The sequence below is a fragment of the Streptomyces melanosporofaciens genome (assembly GCF_900105695.1).
In the GTDB taxonomy this organism is placed as follows: Bacteria; Actinomycetota; Actinomycetes; order Streptomycetales; family Streptomycetaceae; genus Streptomyces; species Streptomyces antimycoticus.
Genome location: NZ_FNST01000002.1, coordinates 6,212,143 through 6,233,323, shown reverse-complemented (window position 1 = coordinate 6,233,323; position 21,181 = coordinate 6,212,143). Strand labels below are relative to the sequence as shown.

Here is a 21,181-nt window from a genome sequence, read left to right as displayed (position 1 = left end):
GGCCCGTCATGCCTCGAAGAGCCCCGTCTGGCCGCCGCCGGCGGCCCGCGGCGGCGGGGTCAGCCCCAGATGGGCCCAGGCCGCCGGGGTGCCGATCCGCCCCCGGGGCGTACGGGCCAGCAGCCCCTCCCGGACCAGGAAGGGCTCGGCGACCTCCTCGACCGTCTCGCGCTCCTCCCCCACCGCGACCGCCAGGGTCGACAGGCCCACCGGGCCGCCGCCGAACAGCTTGAGCAGCGCGCTGAGCACCGCCCGGTCCAGCCGGTCCAGGCCGCGCTCGTCCACGTCGTACACGGCGAGGGCGCTGGCGGCGATCTCGCGCGTGATCACGCCGTCGGCCTTGACCTGGGCGTAGTCCCGCACCCGGCGCAGCAGCCGGTTGGCGATCCGGGGGGTGCCGCGGGAGCGGCCCGCGATCTCGGAGGCGCCCTCGGCCTCGATGGTCACATCGAGCAGCCCGGCGGAACGGTGGATGACCCGCTCCAGCTCGGCCGGGGCGTAGAACTCCATATGGCCGGTGAAGCCGAAGCGGTCGCGCAGCGGGGGCGGCAGCAGCCCGGCCCGGGTGGTGGCCCCGACCAGCGTGAACGGCGGCAGCTCCAGCGGAATGGCGGTGGCCCCGGGCCCCTTGCCGACGATGACGTCGACGCGGAAGTCCTCCATCGCCATGTACAGCATTTCCTCGGCGGGCCGGGACATCCGGTGGATCTCGTCCAGGAAGAGCACCTCGCCCTCGGCGAGGGAGGAGAGGATCGCGGCCAGATCGCCGGCGTGCTGGATGGCGGGGCCGGAGGTGATCCGGATCGGGGCGGCCATCTCGGCGGCGATGATCATGGAGAGGGTGGTCTTGCCCAGTCCGGGCGCGCCGGAGAGCAGCACATGGTCGGCGGTGCCGCCGCGCTGCCGGGCCGCCTTGAGCACCAGGTCCAGCTGCTCGCGCACCCGCTCCTGCCCGACGAACTCGCCGAGGTCCTTCGGGCGCAGCGCGGCCTCCACCGCCTGGTCGTCGCCGTCGGCGTCGGCGCCCACCAGCCTGCCGCCCGGGCCGGGCGGGGCGTCGTCGGCGGTGGCCGATGGGGTCTCGTCCCAGTTCACTGCGTTTCGCCTCGCGATGTCGTCTGGAGTGGTGCCGCCGGTCGCGGCCTGCCGCGGCCGCGGTGGCTCACCGTGTGCGGTTCAGGGTCTGCAGGGCGGCCCGCAGTAGCTGAGCCACCTGGGGCTTGCGGCCCGCGGCCACCGCCTCCTCGGCCTGCGGGGTGACGGCGGCCACCGCCTCGTCGGCCTCCCGGGTGGCGTAGCCGAGGCCGACCAACGCGGTGTGCAGCTGATCGCTCCAGCCGGGGGCGGCCGCGGAGCGGGCGCCGGGCACGGCGGAGCCGAGCGGCTCGCCGAGCCGGTCCTTGAGCTCCAGCAGCAGCCGCTGCGCCCCCTTCTTGCCGATGCCGGGGACGGCGGTGAGCGCCTTCTCGTCCCCGGTGGACACCGCGAGCCGCAGCGCGTCCGGGGAGTGCACCGCCAGCATCGCCTGGGCCAGCCGGGGGCCGACCCCGCTGGCGGTCTGGAGCAGCTCGAAGACCTGGCGCTCGTCGTCGTCGGCGAAGCCGTAGAGGGTCAACGAGTCCTCACGGACGACGAGGGAGGTGGCCAGCCGGGCCTGCTGGCCGACGCGCAGCCCGGCCAGGGTGGCGGGGGTGCACTGGAGCGCCATCCCGATCCCGCCGACCTCGATCACGGCGGTGTCCGGGGCGACGGCCGCCACCGGACCGGAGACGAACGCGATCATGAGATACGGCCTTTCGTGGTGCGGGCGGCGCCGGTGTCGTTCGTGGTGCGGGCACTGTTCGTGCTGCGGTGGGCGGCGACGGCCTGCTGGAGGCGGTTGGTCGCGGGGGCCCGCCAGATATGGCAGATGGCGAGCGCCAGGGCGTCCGCCGCGTCGGCCGGCTTGGGCGGTGCGTCCAGCCGCAGCAGCCGGGTCACCATCGAGCCGACCTGCGCCTTGTCGGCCCGACCGGATCCGGTCACGGCCGCCTTGACCTCGCTGGGGGTGTGCAGCGCGACCGGCAGCCCGCGGCGGGCCGCGCACAGCATCGCGACGGCGCTGGCCTGGGCGGTGCCCATGACGGTGCGCACATTGTGCTGGCTGAACACCCGCTCCACGGCGACGAATTCGGGCCGGTGGGCGTCCAGCCACTCCTCTATGCCGCGCTCGATGAGGACGAGCCGGCCGCCGATCGCGAGGTCCGCCCCGGTCCGGATGACGCCGACGCCGAGCATCCGCAGTGGACGGCCCGCGACCCCCTCGACCACGCCGACACCGCACCGGGTCAGCCCCGGGTCCACGCCCAGCACACGCACCGCGCCCCTCCCCTCACCGCTGCTTCGGTCACCTGTTCCTGCAGGCTAGCGGCTGCCGCCGACAACACCGGCACGGACAACGCCGACGGGCCGGTGGGGTGATGCCCCGCCGGCCCGTCGGCGTTGGCCGAAGGCGTCGACCGCCGTGCCGATCCGCCCTCAGGCGTCCACCTTGGCCATGACCTCGTCGGAGACGTCGAAGTTGGCGAAGACGTTCTGCACGTCGTCGCTGTCCTCGAGAGCGTCGATCAGCTTGAAGATCTTGCGCGCGGCGTCCTCTTCGAGCTCGACCTGCATCGTGGGCACGAAGTTGGCCTCGGCCGAGTCGTAGTCGATGTCCGCCTCCTGGAGGGCGGTACGGACCGCGACCAGGTCGGTGGCCTCGCTGATCACCTCGAAGGACTCACCGAGGTCGTTGACCTCCTCGGCGCCCGCGTCCAGGACCGCGCCCAGCACGTCGTCCTCGCCGAGCTCGCCCTTGGGGACGATGACGACGCCCTTACGGTTGAACAGGTACGACACGGAGCCCGGGTCGGCCATCGAGCCGCCGTTGCGCGTCATCGCGACGCGGACGTCGGAGGCCGCGCGGTTGCGGTTGTCGGTCAGGCACTCGATGAGCACGGCCACGCCGTTGGGGCCGTAGCCCTCGTACATGATCGTCTCGTACTCGGCGCCACCGGCCTCGAGACCGGCACCGCGCTTGACCGCGCTGTCGATGTTCTTGTTCGGAACCGACTGCTTCTTCGCCTTCTGGATGGCGTCGAAGAGCGTCGGGTTGCCCTCCGGGTCGGAACCGCCCATCCGGGCCGCAACCTCGATGTTCTTGATCAGCTTCGCGAAGAGCTTGCCGCGCTTGGCATCGATCACGGCCTTCTTGTGCTTCGTCGTAGCCCATTTAGAGTGGCCGGACATCCGCCTGTCTCCTTCGCGTAACCCATTGCTGTACGAACGCCTGAGATCCTACCGGGATCGGCTCAGCCTGCGGCGCGGACCAGATCCACAAAAAGCTTGTGCACCCGGTGGTCACCCGTCAGTTCGGGGTGGAACGAGGTCGCCAGGACATTGCCCTGCCGGACGGCGACGGTGTGCCCGTCGAACGTCGCGAGCACCTCGGCATCGCCGCCCACGGACTCGACCCATGGCGCGCGGATGAAGACCCCCTCGACCGGGCCGCCGTCGATGCCCTCGATGTCGACGCGGGCCTCGAAGGACTCGTTCTGACGGCCGAAGGCGTTACGGCGCACGATCATGTCGATGCCGCCGATGGTCTCCTGGTCGTCCCGGCCGTCGAGGATCTTGTCCGCGAGCATGATCATGCCCGCGCACGTACCGTACACCGGCATTCCGGCCCGGACCCGCTCGCGCAGGGGCCCCAGCAGCCCGAAGATGACCGCCAGCTTGGACATGGTGGTCGACTCGCCCCCCGGGATCACCAGGGCCTCGACCTCGGCGAGCTCCTCGGGGCGGCGGACCTGCCGGGGCGTGGCCCCGGCCGCGGTGAGCGCGGCGAAATGCTCGCGGACATCGCCCTGGAGGGCGAGCACACCGATCACGGGCCCGCCGGGGGTGGACGTGGACGAAGTGGACGACGTAGTCACGGAAGCGAAGACCTCTCGAACGTCAGGAGCACCACGCGCCGGGCCGGGACGCCGGACGCGTGGTGCCATGTGGTGCCGTGCGGGCGCCCGTTACCAGCCGCGGCTGGCGTAGCGCTCGGACTCGGGGAGGGTGTCGCAGTTGATGCCGACCATGGCCTCGCCGAGGTCCCGGGACGCGTCCGCGATGACCTTGGGGTCGTCGTAGAAGGTGGTGGCCTTCACGATCGCGGCGGCGCGCTTGGCCGGGTCGCCCGACTTGAAGATGCCGGAGCCCACGAACACGCCCTCGGCGCCCAGCTGGCGCATCAGCGCGGCGTCGGCCGGGGTGGCGACACCGCCGGCGGAGAACAGCACCACCGGCAGCTTGCCGGTCTGCGCGATCTCGGCGACCAGCTCGTACGGGGCGCGGATCTCCTTGGCGGCCGCGTAGAGCTCGTGGTTGTCCAGACCGCGCAGGCGGGCGATCTCGCCCTTGATCTGACGCAGGTGGCGGACCGCCTCGACTACGTTGCCGGTGCCGGCCTCGCCCTTGGAACGGATCATGGCCGCACCCTCGGCGATCCGGCGCAGCGCCTCGCCCAGGTTGGTGGCGCCGCAGACGAAGGGGGTGGTGAAGGACCACTTGTCGCTGTGGTTGACCTCGTCGGCCGGGGTCAGGACCTCGGACTCGTCGATGTAGTCGACGCCGAGCGACTGCAGTACCTGCGCCTCGACGAAGTGGCCGATCCGCGACTTGGCCATGACCGGGATGGAGACGGCGCCGATGATGCCCTCGATCATGTCCGGGTCGGACATCCGGGCCACGCCGCCGTCCTTACGGATGTCGGCCGGCACCCGCTCGAGTGCCATGACCGCGACGGCACCGGCGTCCTCGGCGACCTTGGCCTGCTCGGGGGTGACGACGTCCATGATCACGCCACCCTTGAGCTGCTCGGCCATACCGCGCTTGACGCGGGCGGTGCCGGTCGCGGGGGCGTCGGAGTTGGGCGTGCTGGCGGGCGTGATGGACACGGTTTGACCTCACTCGATAATGAAAAGTGCGATGAGCCCATCGTAGGGCCGTTCGATACCGGAACATGACCCGGCCATCTGGTCCAGGTCACGAGCGTGTGTGCTACACGAATGACAAAACCGGCTCGGGGCGGGGCACGGCAAGGGCCAATCGAAGGCCGGTGGCTCGAAACAGCCGGTGAATCCTCAGTCCGCGGAAGGCGTCAGGACGCGGGCTCTGACGCCCGGGGCCCTCCGCACGGCTTCCGTCAGCGCTCGGCCTCCTCGGCGCCCGGCACCCGCCCGAGGGCCGCCGGGGGCTCGTCGTCCATCTCGAAGGCGAGCGGAAACGGGGCGTGACCCGCCAGCCGGAACCAGCGCACCGTGCGATGGCGGCGCAGCGCCCGCGCCGCCCGCACCGCGTCGTTGTGGAACCGCCGGGCCATCGGCACCCGCCGAACCGCCTCCGTGAGCTCCCCCAGCGCGTCCTCGCCGCCCGGCGCCTCCCGTACCGCCTCCGCCTGTGCGCTGTCCTGGAAGACCGCCCGCAGCGCCTGGCTCAGCTCGCTCTCGGCGACCTCGCGGTGCTCCTCCTCGGACTGCCGGGCGGCGTGCGCGGCCTGGTACAGCACGATCGACGCGGCCGGATCGAGCACTCCGGCGGTGGCCAGCTCCTGCGCGACGGAGGCACGCCGCAGCAACTGCGCGTCGAGTGCGGCCCGCGCCGCGTCCAGCCGGCTGTGCAGCCGGTCGAGGCGTCCGGCGGTCCAGCTCAGGTAGACGGCGACGACGACCAGCGCGACCGCGATCCAGATCAAGGTGCTCACGGCCCGCCACGCTACCGCCTGCCGCCCCGGGAGTCCGGGGTCGCGCCCTCAACGCCGGAGTCGCCCGGAGCGGCCGTGTACGGTGCCCTACGCCCCTCCCGAGCCGCCCCTGGGCCCCGCTAGGGCCTGGCGAGTCCCAGACGCGCCCACAGCCGCATACGGTCGTCCGCGGCCACGGACGCCGCCCCGTCCGTCACCGTCTCGTAGACCGCGAGGATGTCCGCGCCCACCGTCGACCAGTCGAAGCGCCGTACGTGGCGGCTGCCCCGCTCCCGCAGCTCGGCCAGCCGCTTGTCGTCGCCCAGCAGCCGCACCGCGGCCGCCGCCAGGGCGTCGGCGTCCTCGTTGGCGAACAGCTCACCCGCCGCTCCCCCGTCCAGCACCTGGGCGAACGCGTCCAGATCGCTGGCGAGGACCGCGGCGCCCGCCGACATGGCCTCGACGAGGATGATGCCGAAGCTCTCGCCGCCCGTATTGGGCGCGACATAGACATCGACGCTGCGCAGCAGCCGCGCCTTGTCCTCGTCGCTGACCATTCCCAGGAACTCGACGCGCTCCCGCAGCGGCGCCGGCAGAGCGGCCACGGCCTCCTTCTCGTCGCCGCGCCCGGCGATCAGCAGCCGCGCCCCCGGCCGGGCCTCGAAGATCTTCGGCAGGGCGCGCATCAGCACCGGCAGCCCCTTACGGGGCTCATCGATCCGGCCGATGAAGCCGATCGTCTCCCCCTGCCACTCCTCCTTCGGCTCGGCGTCGGCGAAGAAGTCCACATCGACGCCGTTGGGGATGACGACCGCGTCGCCGCCGAGGTGCTCCACCAGCGTCCGGCGCGCGTACTCGCTCACCGCGATGCGCGCGCTGATCTTCTCCAGCGCCGGCTGCAGGATCGGATACGCCGCGATCATGGCCCGGGAGCGCGGATTGGAGGTGTGGAACGTCGCGACGATCGGCCCCTGGGCCGCCCAGCAGGCCAGCAGCCCCAGCGAGGGCGAGGTCGGCTCATGGATGTGGATGACGTCGAAGCCGCCGTCGTGCAGCCAGCGGCGCACCCGCGCGGCCGACAGGAAGCCGAAGTTCAGCCGGGCCACCGAGCCGTTGTACGGCACCGGCACGGCGCGCCCGGCCGAGACCACGTACGGCGGCAGCGGCGTCTCGTCGTCCGCCGGGGCCAGCACGGAGACCTGGTGGCCGCGCCGGATCAGATGGTCGGCCAGATCGCGGATATGGAACTGGACGCCGCCTGGGACATCCCAGGAGTACGGGCAGACGATCCCGATCCTCAAGGCTTCTCCATTCCGGAACTTCCGGGACTTTCGGGAGTTCCAGGACTTCCGGGACCGCGATCCAGATCCGCGAGCCACAAGCGCTGCAGCATGTGCCAGTCCTCCGGGTGCTCGGCGATCCCCGAGGCGAAGGCGTCGGCCATCTTCTGGGTCATGACGGCGGTCCGCTCCGCGCGGTTCCCGTCCGCGGGCACCTCGACCGGCGGATGCACCCGCCCGCGCATCACCGGCGACTCGTCGTACCAGAGGGTCACCGGCAGCAGCAGGGCACCGGTCTGCAGGGCGAGCGCGGCGGGCCCGGCCGGCATCTTCGCCCGCTCGCCGAAGAACGACACCTCCACGCCCGAGGCCGACAGATCACGGTCGGCCACCAGGCACACCAGACCGCCCGAGCGCAGCCGCCGCGACAGCGTCCCGAACGCGCTCCCGCCCTGATGCGGCAGCACCTCCATGCCCAGCCCCTCGCGGTAGGCCACGAACCGGTCGTACAGCGACTCCGGCTTCAGCCGCTCCGCGACCGTGGTGAAGGGCACCCCCAGATGTGTCGTCACCCAGGCCCCGGCGAGGTCGTAGTTGCCCATATGCGGCAGGGCCAGGACCACGCCCCGGCCCTCGGCGAGACCGTCCACCAGATAGTGCAGGTCCTTGACGTCGAAGCCGCTCTGTATGCGCTCGGGGCTCCAAGCCGGAAGCCGGAAGGACTCCATCCAGTAGCGCAGATACGAGCGCATGCCCGTCCGCGACAGCTCGGCCAGCCGCCGCGGCGAGGCGTCCGGGACCACCCGCGCCAGATTGGCCTCCAGCCGCAGCACGCCCTTACCGCGCCGCTTCCACGTCTCATCGGCGATGCGCTGCCCGAGGCGCACGGCGACCGGCTCCGGGAGCTTCTTCACCGCGCCCCAGCCGAGCCCGTACAGCGCGTCGGTCAGCCTGTCCTTCACCGCGTCTCGCCCCCCTGGGGCACCGCCCGCTCCTCGGCGTCCGCCTCGGCTGCCTCCCGGCGCACGGTCACCACCCGCTGGACGAGGGTCACCGCGCTGCCGACGGCCACGATCCACAGCGCGATCGGGAGCAGGATGTCGATATGCGGCACGCCGAACTTGTGCAGACCCGAGAAGCCGCAGGCCACCAGGGAGATCACCAGCCGCTCGGCGCGCTCCACCAGCCCGTTGACGTTCACCGGCAGCCCGATGCTCTCGCCGCGCGCCTTGGTGTACGAGACCACCTGGCCGCTGGCGAGGCAGAAGATCGTCACCGCACACAGCACATTGTCGTTCCCGCTGCCCGCGTACCACAACGCCAGACCGCCGAAGATCGCGCCATCGGCCACCCGGTCCAGCGTGGAGTCGAGGAACGCGCCCCAGCGGCTGGAGCGTCCCAGCTGCCGCGCCATATTGCCGTCGACCAGGTCGGAGAAGACGAACAGCGTGATGACGACCGTTCCCCAGAAGAACTCCCCCTGGGGGTAGAAGACCAGTGCGCCCGCGCACACGCCGGCGGTGCCGGTGAGGGTCACCGCGTCGGGGCTGATCCCGAGACGGATGAGCAGGGCGGCGAACGGTGTGAGAACACGCGTGAAGAATGCACGCGCGTACTTGTTCAGCATGGCCTTCCCGGGGGGTCGATACGGGCCGGGTGGTCAAGAGGCCACCGGCGCGCCCATCGTAGCCACGCCCCGGAGGGGCGCCGTGCACCTGTCGGACAGCTCCGTGACCCCACGCGCGCTACGGCCGCATGTGTGACGTATGGACGCACCGTTACAGCGGTGGAAAGCTCGAAGTATCGCAAGGTGTCGACCGGGAGGCGAGACACATGGGCGACAAGACGAGTACACACCCAGGGGCCGCCGGAAGGGCAGCGGCGGCCGACCGGCCCAGCTCCCTGCGGAATGTGGTTCTGGTCGGCCACAGTGGGACGGGAAAGACGACGCTGGTGGAGGCTCTCGCACTGGCGACGGGCGCGGTCAACCGGGCGGGCAGAGTCGAGAACGGCGGCTGCCTCTCCGACTACGACGAAATCGAGCACCGGCAGCAACGTTCGATTCAGCTGTCCCTGGTCCCCGTCGAATGGGGCGGGATGAAGATCAATCTCCTGGACACCCCGGGCTACGCCGATTTCGTCGGGGAACTCAGGGCCGGTCTGCGAGCGGCGGACGCGGCCCTTTTCGTTGTCTCGGCCGCCCAGGACGCCCTGGGCATCACCGGGGCCACCCGCATGATCTGGGACGAGTGCGCCGCGGTCGGAATGCCCCGCGCGATCGTGATCACCCACCTGGAAGCGGCGCGCGCCAGCTTCGAGGAGATGACCGAGCTGTGCCGGGACAGCTTCGGCGGCGACGACCCCGACGCCGTCCTGCCGCTCTACCTGCCGCTGCGCGGCGAGCCGGGGCCCGACGGGCACGCCCCGGTGACCGGCCTCATCGGGCTGCTCACCCAGCGGGTCTTCGACTACTCCTCGGGGGTGCGCACCGAATCGCCGCCCCGGGCGGACCAGCTGCCGCTGGTCGAGGAGGCCCGCGGCCGGCTCATCGAGGGGATCATCGCCGAGAGCGAGGACGAGACCCTCATGGACCGCTATCTCGGCGGTGAGGAGATCGACGTCAAGACGCTGATCGAGGACCTGGAGAAGGCCGTCGCACGCGGCAGCTTCCACCCCGTACTGGCGGCGGCACCCGCCGCCGAGGGGTCCAAGCAGGGCCTGGGCACCGTCGAACTGCTGGACCTGGTGACCGGAGGCTTCCCCTGCCCGCTGGAGCGCGAGACGCCCGCCGTCACCACCCCGCAGGGGGCCGCACGCCCGCCGCTGAGCTGCGATCCGGAAGGGCCGCTGGCCGCCGAGGTGGTCAAGACCTCCTCCGATCCGTATGTCGGCCGGATCTCCCTGGTGCGGGTCTTCTCCGGTACGCTCCGCCCCGACGAGACCGTCCATGTCTCCGGCCACGGTATGGAGGACCGCGGCCATGAGGACCACGACGTGGACGAGCGGGTGGGCGCCTTGTCCGCGCCCTTCGGCAAGCAGCAGCGCACCCTCGCCCAGGCCATCGCGGGCGATCTGGCGTGCGTGGCCAAGCTGACCCGTGCCGAGACCGGCGACACGCTCTCCGCCAAGGACGAGCCGCTCCTCATGGAGCCCTGGCAGATGCCCGATCCGCTGCTGCCCGTGGCCATCCGGGCGCACAGCAAACCGGACGAGGACAAGCTGTCGCTGGGGCTGTCCCGGCTGGTCGCCGAGGACCCGACGATGCGCCTTGAGCAGAACCCGGACACCCACCAGGTGGTGCTGTGGTGCCTGGGCGAGGCGCATATGGACGTCGCGCTGGAACGGCTGCGCAGCCGGTACGGGGTCCAGGTGGACGCGGTGCCGTACAAGGTCTCGCTGCGCGAGACCTTCGCGGGCAAGTCGGCCGGGCGCGGCCGCCATGTCAAGCAGTCCGGAGGCCATGGGCAGTACGCGATCTGCGAGATCGAGGTGGAGCCACTGCCGGAGGGCTCGGGCATCGAATTCGTGGACAAGGTCGTCGGCGGCGCGGTGCCCCGGCAGTTCATCCCGTCCGTCGAGAAGGGCGTACGCGGGCAGGCGGCGCGCGGCGTCGCGGCCGGCTACCCCCTGGTCGACGTGCGCGTCACGCTGCTCGACGGCAAGGCGCATTCGGTGGACTCCTCCGACGCCGCCTTCCAGACGGCGGGCGCGCTCGCGCTGCGCGAGGCGGCCGCCGACGCCCGGATCGACCTGCTGGAACCGGTGGTGGAGCTGGGCGTACTGGTCTCGGACGACTATGTCGGCGCCGTCATGAGCGATCTGTCCGGCCGGCGCGGCCGGGTCGTCGGCACCGAACAGTCGGGTGGCGGACAGACCCTGATCAAGGCGGATGTGCCGGAGATCGAGATCGGCCGGTACGCGGTCGATCTGCGATCGCTGTCGCACGGCACGGGACGGTTCAGCCGCTGCTACGCCCGGCATGAGGCGATGCCCCATCAGCTGGCCGAGCGGATGCGCGAACAAGTGGCCGCCGAGGCGTAGTTCACGGCCCGCCCGTGGCGTATCTCACTCTCGGCCCAGGGCGTATTTCACGGCCCGCCCGCCCCCACCGCGCCGGGGCGGGCGGGCCTTCGCCGTCCGCCGTCCGGCGGCCGTTCCGCGGGTGGCCCGCGCCACCAGGGTTTTCCACAGGCCGCACACGCACTGGCGACAGGCGGTGCACACCCCGGATACGCTGAGGTCGCAGCGCAAGAGCGTGCCGTATTGGGGGCGTTGGTGACGGACGGATTCGACTTCAGTCCCGGGGCGCAGGTTCCCCTCTCGGGAGCGGCGGGACAGACGGCAGCGACCCAGGCACTCGCCTCGGCCGCCTACCGCGACGACCCCGTGGCAAAGCTGCTCGACGCCAATTCGGAGTGGACGGTCTCCGAGGTCAAGGCGCCGAGAATGTCGCTCTTCGAGCCGAACCTGGGCGAGGCGTTCGCGCGCGCCGTCCAGACGAGAATGCTCGGCGGCGGCCGGGGCCAGGTGGTCCAGTCCTTCGGCATAGAGCCGCAGACGGTCGTCGAGCACTGTCTGGCCGCCAACCGCATCCGCAAGACCCGCGACGCCCGGCTCACCGCCGTCATGGTGATCTTCGGGCTGCTGTTCCTGCCCGGGACACTGCTCTGGCTCGGCGTCTTCCAGCTGCGCCGCTCGGTCGCCGGGGCGCAGGACAAGCGGATGGGGGCACTCGGCACGGCGCTGCTGCTGGCGCTCGGCGTGATGGTCGTGATCTTCCTGATCAAGCTGCCCTTCGGCGGCTTCTGGGGGATATATCTGCGCGGCGTCGTGGTCGCCCCCGTGATCGGCTGGTACATCGCCAAGCAGATCTGCGAGCGCACCGCCAAGGAGCTCCGGGACTCCTGGGGCGGGCTGGTCTCGGGCGGCGGCGTCGGCGCCAAGGTGCCCGAGACGGTGCCCAACCACCCGGGCCAGACCGCCGCCGAGGAGCTGCGCAAGGCGCTCCACAAGCTCACCGCCGAGCAGCACAGCAATGTGGTCTTCTACGCCGGCCCCAAGGGCATATTGGGCATGGGCACCCGCTGGGGCAGCTGGCAGCTGGCCGAGGATCTGGTCTCGGCCGACCCCGACAAGGAGATCGACCCCTTCCGCAGTTGGGACGTCATACGCGCGATCCATGACCAGCTCCGCATGCTGGAGCGCACCCCGCTGCACACCGGCGGCTTCCCCAAGCCCTCCGTGCGCCACTGGGTGGTCTCACCGATCGGCGAGGGAGCCAAGTCGATCGAGCGCGGCGGCACCTCCGAGGAGGAGGGCTTCCAGATAAAGGGCGTCGAGCTGCAGCGGATCTGCGACAAGCAGCAGTTCGGCTCCGGAGACCGGCACTATCTGGGTGTGCAGTTCGTGCTCTGGGACGGCCAGTTGGTGATCACCCTGATGATCACGGTGACCCTGCTGCACAAGACGCTGCGGATCGAGGTCACCGGGCATGCGCTGGGCCCGATCCATCCGCTGTTCCACAACAAGCCGTCGGCGCCCAGCAAGACGGTCGCCAAGACCTTCCGGTTCTGGGAGACCAAGTCCATCCCGCTGCCGCTGGTGAACGCCAAGGAGGTCGTGCGGCTCACCGCGCGCGCCCCGTTCACCTGGTATCCGCCGATACTGGACCACCTCGGGGGCAAGCTGGTCCTGCCCGAGCCGTTCGGTCTGCGGCACGCCTGGGCGGACAAGCCCTGGCGGCACCGGTTCATGGCGGACGACGCGCTGCGCACCGCCACACCGGTGCTGCGGGTGGTCCATGAGGCGGCCCTCGGGGTGCTCAAGCACCACGGCGTGGACACCGAGCGCTTCGGGAACCGCTCGCTGGCGCTCAGCGGCCAGATCCAGGAGGCGGCCCCGAAGAAGGCCGACCTGTACGACGCGTAAGCCGCCGTACGCACCGCATGGGAAGGCCCCGGCCATGCGGCCGGGGCCTTCCCATGCGGCATGCGGCTCGGCTGCTTGGCTATGCCTGGGCCTTCGGCCAGGCGTCGGCCAGCAACTGGCGGGTGTCGGCGAGGAGTTGCGGCAGCACCTTGGTGTTGCCGATGACGGGCATGAAGTTGGTGTCCCCGCCCCAGCGCGGCACCACATGCTGATGCAGATGCGCCGCGATCCCGGCTCCGGCCACCGCACCCTGGTTGAGCCCGATATTGAAACCGTGCGCACCCGAGGCGGTACGGAGCGCGGTCATGGCGGCCTTGGTGTATTCCGCCAGCTCGATCGTCTCCTCGGCGGTGAGCTCGGTGTAGTCGGCGATGTGCCGGAACGGGACGACCATGAGATGGCCGCCGGTGTACGGGTACAAATTGAGCACCGCGTACACGGAGGCGCCTCGAGCGATGATCAAGCCATCCTCGTCCGACTTCTCCGGAATGGAGCAGAACGGACAGCCATCGCCCGCGCCCGGGCCCGTCGGCTTGTTCTCCCCCTGGATGTAGGCCATCCGATGGGGCGTCCACAGGCGCTGGAACGCGTCAGGCGTCCCCACTCCGATCTGCTGTTCCGGCTCACTCGTCATGCGGGCCAGCATATTCGCCCGGCCGCGGTGAGGAAGAGCCGAGGGGCGGCCCTGGTCAGGGCCGCCCCTCGGAATCCCGGCCTCCGTGGGAGACCGCGGTGGATCAGACCTGGATCCGGCGCTCCACGGCGTCGGCGATCTCGGCCAGCGCCTCGTCGATCGGGATGCCGTTCTTCTGCGAGCCGTCGCGGTAGCGGAAGCTCACGGCGTTGCCGGCCACGTCCTCGTCACCGACGATCACCATGAACGGGATCTTGGACTTCTGGGCGTTGCGGATCTTCTTCTGCATCCGGTCCGAGGACGAGTCGACCTCCATCCGCAGGCCCTTCGCCTTGGCCCGCGCGGCGAACTCCTCCAGGTACGGGACATGGGTGTCGCCGATCGGGATGCCGACCGCCTGGACCGGGGCGAGCCACACCGGGAAGGCGCCCGCGTAGTGCTCCAGCAGGACCGCGAAGAAGCGCTCGATCGAGCCGAAGAGCGCCCGGTGGATCATGACGGGCTGCTGACGCGAGCCATCGGCCGCGGTGTATTCCAGCTCGAACCGCTCCGGCTGGTTGAAGTCGACCTGGATGGTCGACATCTGCCAGGTACGGCCGATCGCGTCCCGCGCCTGCACCGAGATCTTGGGGCCGTAGAAGGCCGCGCCGCCCGGGTCCATGACCAGCTCCAGGCCCTGCTTCTCGGCCGCCTTGCGCAGCTCCTCGGTGGCCTCTTCCCACTGCTCCGGCCCACCGATGAACTTGTCGGAGTCGTCCCGGGTGGACAGCTCCAGGTAGAAGTCGCTCAGACCGTAGTCGCGCAGCAGATTCAGCACGAAGGTGAGCAGGTTGTCCAGCTCATCGGCCATCTGCTCCTTGGTGCAGTAGATGTGCGAGTCGTCCTGGGTGAAGCCCCGGGCCCGGGTCAGTCCGTGGACGACGCCGGACTTCTCGTACCGGTAGACCGTGCCGAACTCGAACAACCGCAGAGGCAACTCGCGATACGACCGCCCGCGCGCCCTGAAGATCAGGTTGTGCATCGGGCAGTTCATGGCCTTGAGGTAGTAGTCCTGGCCCTCGAACTCCATGGGCGGGAACATGCCGTCCATGTAGTGCGGCAGGTGGCCCGAGGTCTCGAAAAGGCGCGCCTTGGTGATGTGCGGGGTGTTGACGAACTCGTACCCCGACTCCTCGTGCCGCTTCCGCGAGTACTCCTCCATCTCCTTGCGGATCACCCCGCCCTTGGGGTGGAACACCGCGAGGCCCGAGCCCAGCTCGTCGGGGAAGGAGAACAGGTCCAGCTCCGCGCCCAGCTTGCGGTGGTCGCGCTTCTCGGCCTCGGCGAGGAAGTCCAGGTACGCCTTCAGCTCGTCCTTGGTCGGCCAGGCGGTGCCGTAGATCCGCTGGAGCTGGGGATTCTTCTCACTGCCCCGCCAGTACGCGGCGGCGCTGCGCATCAGCTTGAAGGCCGGGATGTTCCGCGTGGTCGGCAGGTGCGGACCGCGGCACAGGTCCTTCCAGCACAGCTCGCCGGACTTGGCGTCGAGGTTGTCGTAGATGGTCAGCTCGCCCGCGCCGACCTCGGCCGACGCGCCCTCGGCGGCGTCCGCGGCCGATCCCTTGAGCCCGATCAGCTCCAGCTTGTACGGCTCGGCGGACAGCTCCTCGCGCGCCTCGTCGTCGGTGACCACGCGGCGGGAGAACCGCTGCCCCCTCTTCTGGATCTCCTGCATCTTCTTCTCGATGCGCTTGAGATCGTCCGGGTGGAACGGGGTCTCGACGTCGAAGTCGTAGTAGAAGCCGTCCTTGATCGGCGGGCCGATGCCCAGCTTCGCCTCGGGGAACAGCTCCTGCACCGCCTGGGCCATGACATGCGCGGTGGAGTGGCGCAGGATGTCCAGGCCGTCCTTGCTGGTGATCTCCACGGGCTCGATCTCGTCGCCCTCGGCCGGCTGGTACGCCAGATCCTTGAGCTGTCCGGCCACGCGCACGGCGACGATCGAGCGGTCGCCGGAGAAGAGGTCCGCCGTCGTAGTGCCCGTGGCCACCACGCGTTCTTCCCGCTCGGAATCGCGTTGGATGATCACACGGACGTCTGACACCGGTCTCTCCTGACTGATGGATGGCTCACCGCGGCGAATGCGGCGCAGCGTGAATCGTACCGAGCCGACGGGTGGGACCGCGAAACGGTTGTGCACGCCGTCGCCGGGCGCCGTCACGCGCCGGGGCGGCGGTCAGGGGCCGCCGCCGCATGCCTCCTCGAAGAAGTCCAGGTTCTCCTGGAGCGATTTGACCAGCCGGTCCCGCTCGGCCTCGTCCACCTGGACCGGGGTGACGCCGGTGGCCCCGCTGAGCCGCCGGAAGCCGCCGCGGCTCTCCAGCCGCCCCCGCACCCGGATCGGCAGCCCCACCAGATGGGCGTGGCCGGCGATCCGGTAATCCTCCTCGTCCAGGGTGATCCGCACCTGTGGGACATCCGCCCCGGAGAGCACCCGCAGCCGCACCGTCCCCGGACCGCCGGGGCCGGTACGGCGCAGCCGCACCACCGCACCGGTGAGGCATACGGGCACGGACGGCTCGTCCCGGATATAGCGGGCGCCCGCCTCCCGCAGCCCCGGCAGATCGCCGGGCGAGAACTCCACCGGATCGGGCCGGGCCGCGAACCCCGGCGGCGGACCGGCGGCCGGTGACCACTCCAGCGCCACCCGCGCCCCCTCCGTGCCCTGGACCAGCGCGACCACCGCCTCGGTCAGCTCCCGGCAGGCCCCCGCCGCGACCGCCGCGTCGTACACCTCCATGCCGCCGGTCGTCCGGTGGTAGTCGGCGGCGTCACGGAGGGCGTACAGCGCGCGCAGCAGGGTGACGGCGGTGGCGCGGCCGTCCTCCGCGACGGGCACGAAGACGGTCAGCTCACGGCCGCCGGACTCCGCGCCCGGGGGCCCGGTCAGCACCCGCTCCAGGGACGCCTCGGCGGCGCGGCGGTGCCGGGCGCCGTAGTAGCCCGCCCGGGCGCGGGCGGCGAGCGCCGCGGCCAGCAGGGTGTCGCGGGCGGCGGCGCGCAGCCGCTCCTGCGCGGTCCAGGCGGAGGTGCCGCCGGGGGATTCGGGCACCTCGCGCCGCCAGCGGATCTCGTCGCTGGGCACGGCGAGGCCGGTGAGCACCTCGCGGGCGGAGGGGGCGGCGCTGCGGCTGAGCGCCATCAGCGCCTCGCCGAGCAGATCGCCGCTGTCGGGGAAGTCCCGGCTCTCGGGCACCAGCAGGCTGGTGGCGCCCGCGGTCCGGCCGGGCGGCGTCCAGCGGGCGTAGCGCCCCGGGGTGCCGCCGCGGCGGCGCCAGCCGTGCCGGGCGAGCAGGGCGCCGAGGACGGCCGGATCGGTCTCGTCGGGGTGCGGGACCGCCGGGGGTGCCGGGTCGTCCTGGGGCCACGGTCGGTCCATCACGGTCTCCCTCCCGCCCCGACCCGGGTCATGATCTCGCAGAGCGCGCGGTCGTCGAAGACCCGCGAGGTCGGGATCCGCACGGTGGTCCGGCGGCGGCCCGTGATCGGGTGGCCGGCCAGATTGATCCAGTAGCAGCAGTGGCGCAGGGACAGTCGGTCATGCCCGGCTCGCAGCCAGTCCTCCTGGCTGCGCGGCACGATCATCAACACGAGGATCTTGTGCACGGAGACCGGGCTCCGGGCCAGCTTGATCAGGTGGTCGTTGTCGAGGGTGAAGGCGAAGGTCGGGCCCGGGGGGTCCGGTGCGATCTGGTACGTGGCCTTGAGCTGCACCTTGATGGTGACCTCGTCGTCCACGGCGTGGCCGGGGGCGCTGTGGCTGACATGCCAGTCGATGCCGTGGTCGGGAAAGGGCTGGGCCAGTGAGCAGCCCGCGGCGGCGGCGACCGCGTGCAGATACCCCACTTGAAGGGTCTCCATGCAGGCGGTGGTCGCGATCTGGCCACGCGCGGGGGGTGTTCCGCTCAGGGCAAGGCCGCTCACCGTCGGGGCCGGGTCGGGTTTCGCGAGCGTCATGTCCGTGACGCCTTCCGGTCGTCGCCGGCATACGTACACCTGTGTTGTCTCCGCGTCAGGACCTCGGCAAACAGCGGCGGTTCGAGGTGCGCGCTCCGGGTATCACCTGGTCGGGGCGGGATGCAGGAGTCATCGACGGGAAGAGCACGAGGAGTTGGGGCCATGCCGTCCTGGTTCGAGGGGCCGCTTGCTGCCTTTGACACGGAGACCACGGGTGTCGATGTCGAGCATGACCGGATCGTGTCGGCGGCGCTGGTGGTACAGCGCGGGACCGGAAGTCTGCCGGAGATCCGGCGCTGGCTGGTGAGTCCGGGGGTGCCGGTGCCGCCGGCCGCCACCGAGATACACGGTCTGACCGATGCCCATCTGCAGCGTCACGGCAGATGGCCGGCGCCGGTGATGGACGAGATGGCGCGGGCGATAGCCGAGCAGACCGCGCGGGGCACCCCGCTGGTGGTGATGAACGCGCCGTTCGATCTGACCCTGCTGGACCGGGAGTTGAAGCGGCATCGCAACTCCAGCCTGGCGGGCTATCTTTCGCTGCGCTCGATGAGCGTGCTGGATCCGCGCGTGCTGGACAAGCATCTGGACCGCTATCGCAAGGGCCGCCGCACCCTGCTCGATCTGTGTGCGCACTACGGAGTGGAGCTGACCGGCGCGCATGACGCGGCGGCGGACGCGGCGGCCTCCCTGCACGTGGTGCGGGCGGTGGGCCGCCGGTTCGCCTCGCGTCTGGAGACGCTCACACCCGCCGAGCTGCACGCCCGCCAGACGATCTGGTACGCGGCGCAGGCCCGGGGGCTGCAGGCGTGGTTCGCGCTCAACGGCTCGGACGAGGTCTGCGATCCCGCCTGGCCGCTGCGTCCCGACCTCGCGGCCGCGGCCTGACGCTCGGGGGCGGCGGCGCCAGCGGGCTCAGGTGCGGCGGAGCGAGAAGGGATGGCCCGCCGGGTCGGAGTAGATCCGGGTGTCGCGCAGGCCGCCGTTGTTCTTGGTGTCCAGCGGGCGGGCGCCCAGGTCGATGACCTGGCGCTCCGCGGCGTCGATGTCCTCCACCAGCAGGTCCAGATGGGCCTGCTGGGAGTCGTCCGGCCGCGGCCAGCTCGGCGGGGCGAAGCCGTGGTCCCGCAGGAACGCCATCCTCGACCCGCCGGGTGCGATGATCTCGAGCCGGTCGGGGGTGGTCATCGGCTGGATCTCGGCGCCGAGCACCCGGGCGTAGAAGTCGGCGAGCTCTTCGGGTTCGGCACAGTCCAGGGTCAGGACGGCTGCGCTGGCTACGGCCATGAGTTCCCCTCCATATCGTCACCCACGGAAGTTTTATCCGGATACCCAGCTCTTGGCCGGACAAGCACACGGACCGGCCTTGCCGGCGGACAGACATGAGGCCGGGCCGCCTGCTGGCGGCCCGGCCTCATGGGGTGGTGGGCGATACTGGGTTCGAACCAGTGACCTCTTCGGTGTGAACGAAGCGCTCTCCCACTGAGCTAATCGCCCGGGTTGTCCTCATCGGGGTCTCCCCCGGCGGAACGACCTGAACAATACAGGTCGTGGCGGGTCTGGTTCAAACCGTATGTCCGCCGGAGGGCGGGGAGGCCGGACCGGCGGGCCGCGCGGCCAGATGCGCCCGCAGCCCCCGCCGTCCGGAGCGCATCATCAGGGCGTGGTTGGCCCGGAAGACGGGACGGCCGGGGAGCGCGAGGCGGCGCAGCAGCGGCTTGCGGGCCACCACCTCCTGTTCGAAGAGGGCGCGGGTGCCGGTCCCGTGGGGCAGCACCGTCCAGCGCGCCCATCCCTCCAGATCGCCCGAGAAGCCGATCTCCAGCACGCCGTCCACCGGGTCCTGGCGTGCCTCACTGACGATCACCCGCAGGTCGTACGGGACCAGGGAGCGGAAGCGGGCGGCGCCGCTGCGCTCGTCGATCCGCCGGACCTCACGGACCTGTGGCCACCACCGCGGATACTCGTCGCCGTTCGCCAGCGCCATGAAGACGGCGGCGGGGGCGGCGTCGAGGTCCCATCGGCTGTGGAATCGGTAATGGCACCAGTCCATGCCCTCAAGTGTCGTCGGAACCGTGACCGCGTGGCCAGCCCGGCAGCTTGTCGCCGACGAGCGCGAGGTTCTGGATCGCGGCGAGGCCGTACTGGGCGGTGGCGTTGGTGCTCACCCAGGCCGCCTCGACGCCGGGCTCCAGCACCTGCGGGCCTTCGAGCTCGACCGTCTTCCATCTGGTGGTGGCGTCGGGGTAGCCGTCGCCCTCGCGGTATTCGGTCACCTTCTCGGCCGTGAACGGCCGAGCTTGGGTGGCTCGGTGGTTCACACCTTGTCGCGCTCCCGACTGCCCCCTATGACGGACCGGTCACGGGGCGCATCTCGCTTCAGGCCGGGGTGGGCCCTGGAGCGACGGGCATGGTGACGAATACCCGCGCCGAGCGTGCGCGATGGCGCACGTTGACCCCGGCGACGAGGTCGGCGGGGCCAGCGAGCCCGCACCGACGACAACGGAAATGGTCCCGGTCGGGTCGGTTGGCCCCACCGGTGTGCCCCAAGCGCGGACAGCGCTGCGAGGTATGGGCCGGATCCACTTCGAGGAACGGCACCCCGGCCCGGCGGGCCTTGTCAGCAAAGTGCTGTCCCAACTGGAGGAAGGGCCAGGCAGAGAGCGTGCCGCGCTGGTCCCAGGTGGCCGGGTCGGGCAGCTTCTCGCCCTTCACCTGGACGGTGCGGATCTTCGCGCCGGGGTCGCGGCGCAGCCCGGTGATGCCCTTGACGGCCTCGGTGAGGAATCCCTTGCCCTCGCCGGCGACGCGGATGTGGCGGTCGTACGCCTGGTCGCGCATCGGCACGGAGAAGCGGACGCCGAGGCCGCGGACGAAGTCCCCAGACTCATGACCGGCGGTCTGGTCGCCGTCGTAGGTGATGGTGTGCACCATGCGGAACGATTCGGCGCCCGCGTAGAAGTAGAGCCGGACGCTGAAGGGGAGCCAGGCCCGGCAGCCCTTGCGGTGCTTGCCGTCGATGCGGACGACGGCGCGCACGGCGCCCGCTGCTCGACCTTCGCCCCGCTGATCTCGCCGTCGAACCGCTCCCACGCGGCGCTGCCGCCCGGGTCACCCCGGTGTCGACGGTGATCCTGCCTCCGCTCTCGGCGACGGTGACCCTCTTGGCGGGCGCGGCGGGTAGTGCCGGTGGTGAGCTTGTAGGCGCTGCCGGTGAGCCCCTCCCCCGCCGCGTGCGCGGTCCACTTGAGCGAGCCGTCGGGCCAGTGGGCGGTGTCCCAAGTGCAGGGGCACCTCCTCGCCGTCGGCGGTGGTCAGCGCGAAGGTCCGGTCGCCGGGGTGGGCACCCTTGGGCCAGGGGACGCCGAAGGTGGAGCCCGCGGCCGCGCCCAGGCCGCCCTCTCCTCCAGCCAGGTGATGTCCACGGGCTCGTCGGCGGACTTCTCGGCGGGGGTGTCGGCGGCGGCCTGCGGGGCGTTCTTGGCGAGCAGCCAGGAGAACGGTATGGCGGCGCCGGTGACGGCGGCGGCCTTGAGGAGGTTGCGTCGGGCGAGCACGGGGGGCTGGTGGCAGGTGGCGCCCGCTGGGTGC

20 protein-coding genes, 1 tRNA gene and 1 pseudogene are annotated in these 21,181 nt (G+C 71.2%); 3 read left to right on the top strand and 19 right to left on the bottom strand.

The genetic code is table 11. The features are described 5' to 3' along the window. Positions 1–6: 6 nt before the first annotated feature. From ruvB to pgsA, 10 genes are all read right to left on the bottom strand, one after another. Positions 7–1,095: a Holliday junction branch migration DNA helicase RuvB gene (gene ruvB / locus BLV72_RS29920; protein WP_093466138.1), complete on the bottom strand. Its 1,089-nt coding sequence runs from the start codon at positions 1,093–1,095 to the stop codon at positions 7–9. Positions 1,096–1,162: 67 nt separating this feature from the next. Further along, positions 1,163–1,783: a Holliday junction branch migration protein RuvA gene (gene ruvA / locus BLV72_RS29915; RefSeq protein WP_093466136.1), complete on the bottom strand. Its 621-nt coding sequence runs from the start codon at positions 1,781–1,783 to the stop codon at positions 1,163–1,165. Further along, positions 1,780–2,358, bottom strand: a complete 579-nt coding sequence (gene ruvC, locus BLV72_RS29910; RefSeq protein ID WP_093466135.1) for a crossover junction endodeoxyribonuclease RuvC — start codon at positions 2,356–2,358, stop codon at positions 1,780–1,782. The genes ruvA and ruvC overlap by 4 nt, the downstream gene beginning before the upstream one ends. A 159-nt stretch (positions 2,359–2,517) precedes the next feature. Continuing rightward, on the bottom strand, positions 2,518–3,270 hold the full coding sequence (locus BLV72_RS29905) for a YebC/PmpR family DNA-binding transcriptional regulator (protein WP_059146807.1): 753 nt from the start codon (positions 3,268–3,270) through the stop codon (positions 2,518–2,520). A gap of 62 nt (positions 3,271–3,332) precedes the next feature. Then, positions 3,333–3,956: a pyridoxal 5'-phosphate synthase glutaminase subunit PdxT gene (gene pdxT / locus BLV72_RS29900; protein ID WP_093466133.1), complete on the bottom strand. Its 624-nt coding sequence runs from the start codon at positions 3,954–3,956 to the stop codon at positions 3,333–3,335. 90 nt (positions 3,957–4,046) lie between these two features. After that, positions 4,047–4,967: a pyridoxal 5'-phosphate synthase lyase subunit PdxS gene (pdxS, locus tag BLV72_RS29895; protein WP_014056223.1), complete on the bottom strand. Its 921-nt coding sequence runs from the start codon at positions 4,965–4,967 to the stop codon at positions 4,047–4,049. Positions 4,968–5,215: 248 nt separating this feature from the next. Next, positions 5,216–5,773 carry a hypothetical protein gene (locus BLV72_RS29890; protein ID WP_093466132.1) on the bottom strand — a complete coding sequence of 186 codons (558 nt, stop codon included), beginning with the start codon at positions 5,771–5,773 and terminating at the stop codon, positions 5,216–5,218. Between the two features lie 119 nt (positions 5,774–5,892). Beyond that, positions 5,893–7,053: a glycosyltransferase family 4 protein gene (locus BLV72_RS29885; RefSeq protein WP_093466130.1), complete on the bottom strand. Its 1,161-nt coding sequence runs from the start codon at positions 7,051–7,053 to the stop codon at positions 5,893–5,895. Beyond that, a complete protein-coding gene (locus BLV72_RS29880) occupies positions 7,050–7,994 on the bottom strand; it encodes a phosphatidylinositol mannoside acyltransferase (protein WP_093466129.1) in 945 nt (314 codons plus the stop codon). The genes BLV72_RS29885 and BLV72_RS29880 overlap by 4 nt, the downstream gene beginning before the upstream one ends. Next, entirely contained in the window at positions 7,991–8,659 is a 669-nt protein-coding gene (gene pgsA / locus BLV72_RS29875) for a phosphatidylinositol phosphate synthase (RefSeq protein WP_093466127.1), read from the bottom strand. The genes BLV72_RS29880 and pgsA overlap by 4 nt, the downstream gene beginning before the upstream one ends. Positions 8,660–8,865: 206 nt before the next feature. On the opposite strand from pgsA, the gene BLV72_RS29870 reads away from it, so the two are divergent. Together BLV72_RS29870 and BLV72_RS29865 are read left to right on the top strand one after the other, a co-directional pair. Continuing rightward, positions 8,866–11,073 carry an elongation factor G-like protein EF-G2 gene (locus tag BLV72_RS29870; protein WP_093466126.1) on the top strand — a complete coding sequence of 736 codons (2,208 nt, stop codon included), beginning with the start codon at positions 8,866–8,868 and terminating at the stop codon, positions 11,071–11,073. A gap of 234 nt (positions 11,074–11,307) precedes the next feature. Further along, on the top strand, positions 11,308–12,960 hold the full coding sequence (locus tag BLV72_RS29865) for a hypothetical protein (protein ID WP_208905775.1): 1,653 nt from the start codon (positions 11,308–11,310) through the stop codon (positions 12,958–12,960). Positions 12,961–13,039: 79 nt separating this feature from the next. Here the strand turns inward: BLV72_RS29865 and BLV72_RS29860 are convergent, their stop codons facing one another. The 4 genes from BLV72_RS29860 to BLV72_RS29845 all read right to left on the bottom strand — a co-directional run bounded on the left by BLV72_RS29860 (position 13,040) and on the right by BLV72_RS29845 (position 17,590). Then, positions 13,040–13,606 carry an HIT family protein gene (locus BLV72_RS29860; RefSeq protein WP_093466123.1) on the bottom strand — a complete coding sequence of 189 codons (567 nt, stop codon included), beginning with the start codon at positions 13,604–13,606 and terminating at the stop codon, positions 13,040–13,042. Between the two features lie 91 nt (positions 13,607–13,697). Beyond that, entirely contained in the window at positions 13,698–15,677 is a 1,980-nt protein-coding gene (gene thrS / locus BLV72_RS29855; RefSeq protein WP_093466121.1) for a threonine--tRNA ligase, read from the bottom strand. Positions 15,678–15,809: 132 nt separating this feature from the next. Beyond that, complete coding sequence (locus BLV72_RS29850; RefSeq protein WP_093466120.1) at positions 15,810–17,012, bottom strand: hypothetical protein; 1,203 nt, start codon at positions 17,010–17,012, stop codon at positions 15,810–15,812. After that, positions 17,012–17,590 carry a DUF4365 domain-containing protein gene (locus tag BLV72_RS29845; protein ID WP_093466118.1) on the bottom strand — a complete coding sequence of 193 codons (579 nt, stop codon included), beginning with the start codon at positions 17,588–17,590 and terminating at the stop codon, positions 17,012–17,014. The genes BLV72_RS29850 and BLV72_RS29845 overlap by 1 nt, the downstream gene beginning before the upstream one ends. A gap of 162 nt (positions 17,591–17,752) precedes the next feature. Here BLV72_RS29845 and BLV72_RS29840 point away from each other — a divergent pair, with 162 nt between their 5' ends. Next, positions 17,753–18,478 (top strand): 3'-5' exonuclease, encoded by a 726-nt coding sequence (locus BLV72_RS29840; RefSeq protein ID WP_059147949.1) that lies wholly within the window; start codon positions 17,753–17,755, stop codon positions 18,476–18,478. 27 nt (positions 18,479–18,505) lie between these two features. On the opposite strand, the gene BLV72_RS29835 is transcribed toward BLV72_RS29840, so the two are convergent. From BLV72_RS29835 to BLV72_RS48870, 5 genes and pseudogenes are all read right to left on the bottom strand, one after another. Continuing rightward, complete coding sequence (locus BLV72_RS29835) at positions 18,506–18,877, bottom strand: VOC family protein (protein WP_093466117.1); 372 nt, start codon at positions 18,875–18,877, stop codon at positions 18,506–18,508. 135 nt (positions 18,878–19,012) lie between these two features. Further along, positions 19,013–19,087, bottom strand: a tRNA-Val gene (locus BLV72_RS29830). A gap of 67 nt (positions 19,088–19,154) precedes the next feature. After that, a complete protein-coding gene (locus BLV72_RS29825) occupies positions 19,155–19,643 on the bottom strand; it encodes an SRPBCC family protein (RefSeq protein WP_093466115.1) in 489 nt (162 codons plus the stop codon). Between the two features lie 4 nt (positions 19,644–19,647). Then, the gene (locus BLV72_RS29820) at positions 19,648–19,911 is read right to left on the bottom strand and encodes an exo-rhamnogalacturonan lyase family protein (protein ID WP_093466113.1); all 264 of its coding nucleotides are present in this window, start codon (positions 19,909–19,911) and stop codon (positions 19,648–19,650) included. A 58-nt stretch (positions 19,912–19,969) separates the two neighbouring features. After that, a pseudogene (locus tag BLV72_RS48870) lies at positions 19,970–21,147 on the bottom strand (exo-rhamnogalacturonan lyase family protein). Positions 21,148–21,181 lie beyond the last annotated feature (34 nt).

Excerpts from the sequence above, each read along its gene's own strand:
- BLV72_RS29825 (WP_093466115.1), bottom strand. The coding sequence starts at position 19,643 with ATGGACTGGTGCCATTACCGATTCCACAGCCGATGGGACCTCGACGCC.
- BLV72_RS29850 (WP_093466120.1), bottom strand. The coding sequence starts at position 17,012 with ATGGACCGACCGTGGCCCCAGGACGACCCGGCACCCCCGGCGGTCCCG.
- BLV72_RS29840 (WP_059147949.1), top strand. The coding sequence starts at position 17,753 with ATGCCGTCCTGGTTCGAGGGGCCGCTTGCTGCCTTTGACACGGAGACC.
- ruvA (WP_093466136.1), bottom strand. The coding sequence starts at position 1,783 with ATGATCGCGTTCGTCTCCGGTCCGGTGGCGGCCGTCGCCCCGGACACC.
- BLV72_RS29905 (WP_059146807.1), bottom strand. The coding sequence starts at position 3,270 with ATGTCCGGCCACTCTAAATGGGCTACGACGAAGCACAAGAAGGCCGTG.
- BLV72_RS29860 (WP_093466123.1), bottom strand. The coding sequence starts at position 13,606 with ATGCTGGCCCGCATGACGAGTGAGCCGGAACAGCAGATCGGAGTGGGG.
- BLV72_RS29835 (WP_093466117.1), bottom strand. The coding sequence starts at position 18,877 with ATGGCCGTAGCCAGCGCAGCCGTCCTGACCCTGGACTGTGCCGAACCC.
- BLV72_RS29870 (WP_093466126.1), top strand. The coding sequence starts at position 8,866 with ATGGGCGACAAGACGAGTACACACCCAGGGGCCGCCGGAAGGGCAGCG.
- BLV72_RS29845 (WP_093466118.1), bottom strand. The coding sequence starts at position 17,590 with ATGACGCTCGCGAAACCCGACCCGGCCCCGACGGTGAGCGGCCTTGCC.
- pgsA (WP_093466127.1), bottom strand. The coding sequence starts at position 8,659 with ATGCTGAACAAGTACGCGCGTGCATTCTTCACGCGTGTTCTCACACCG.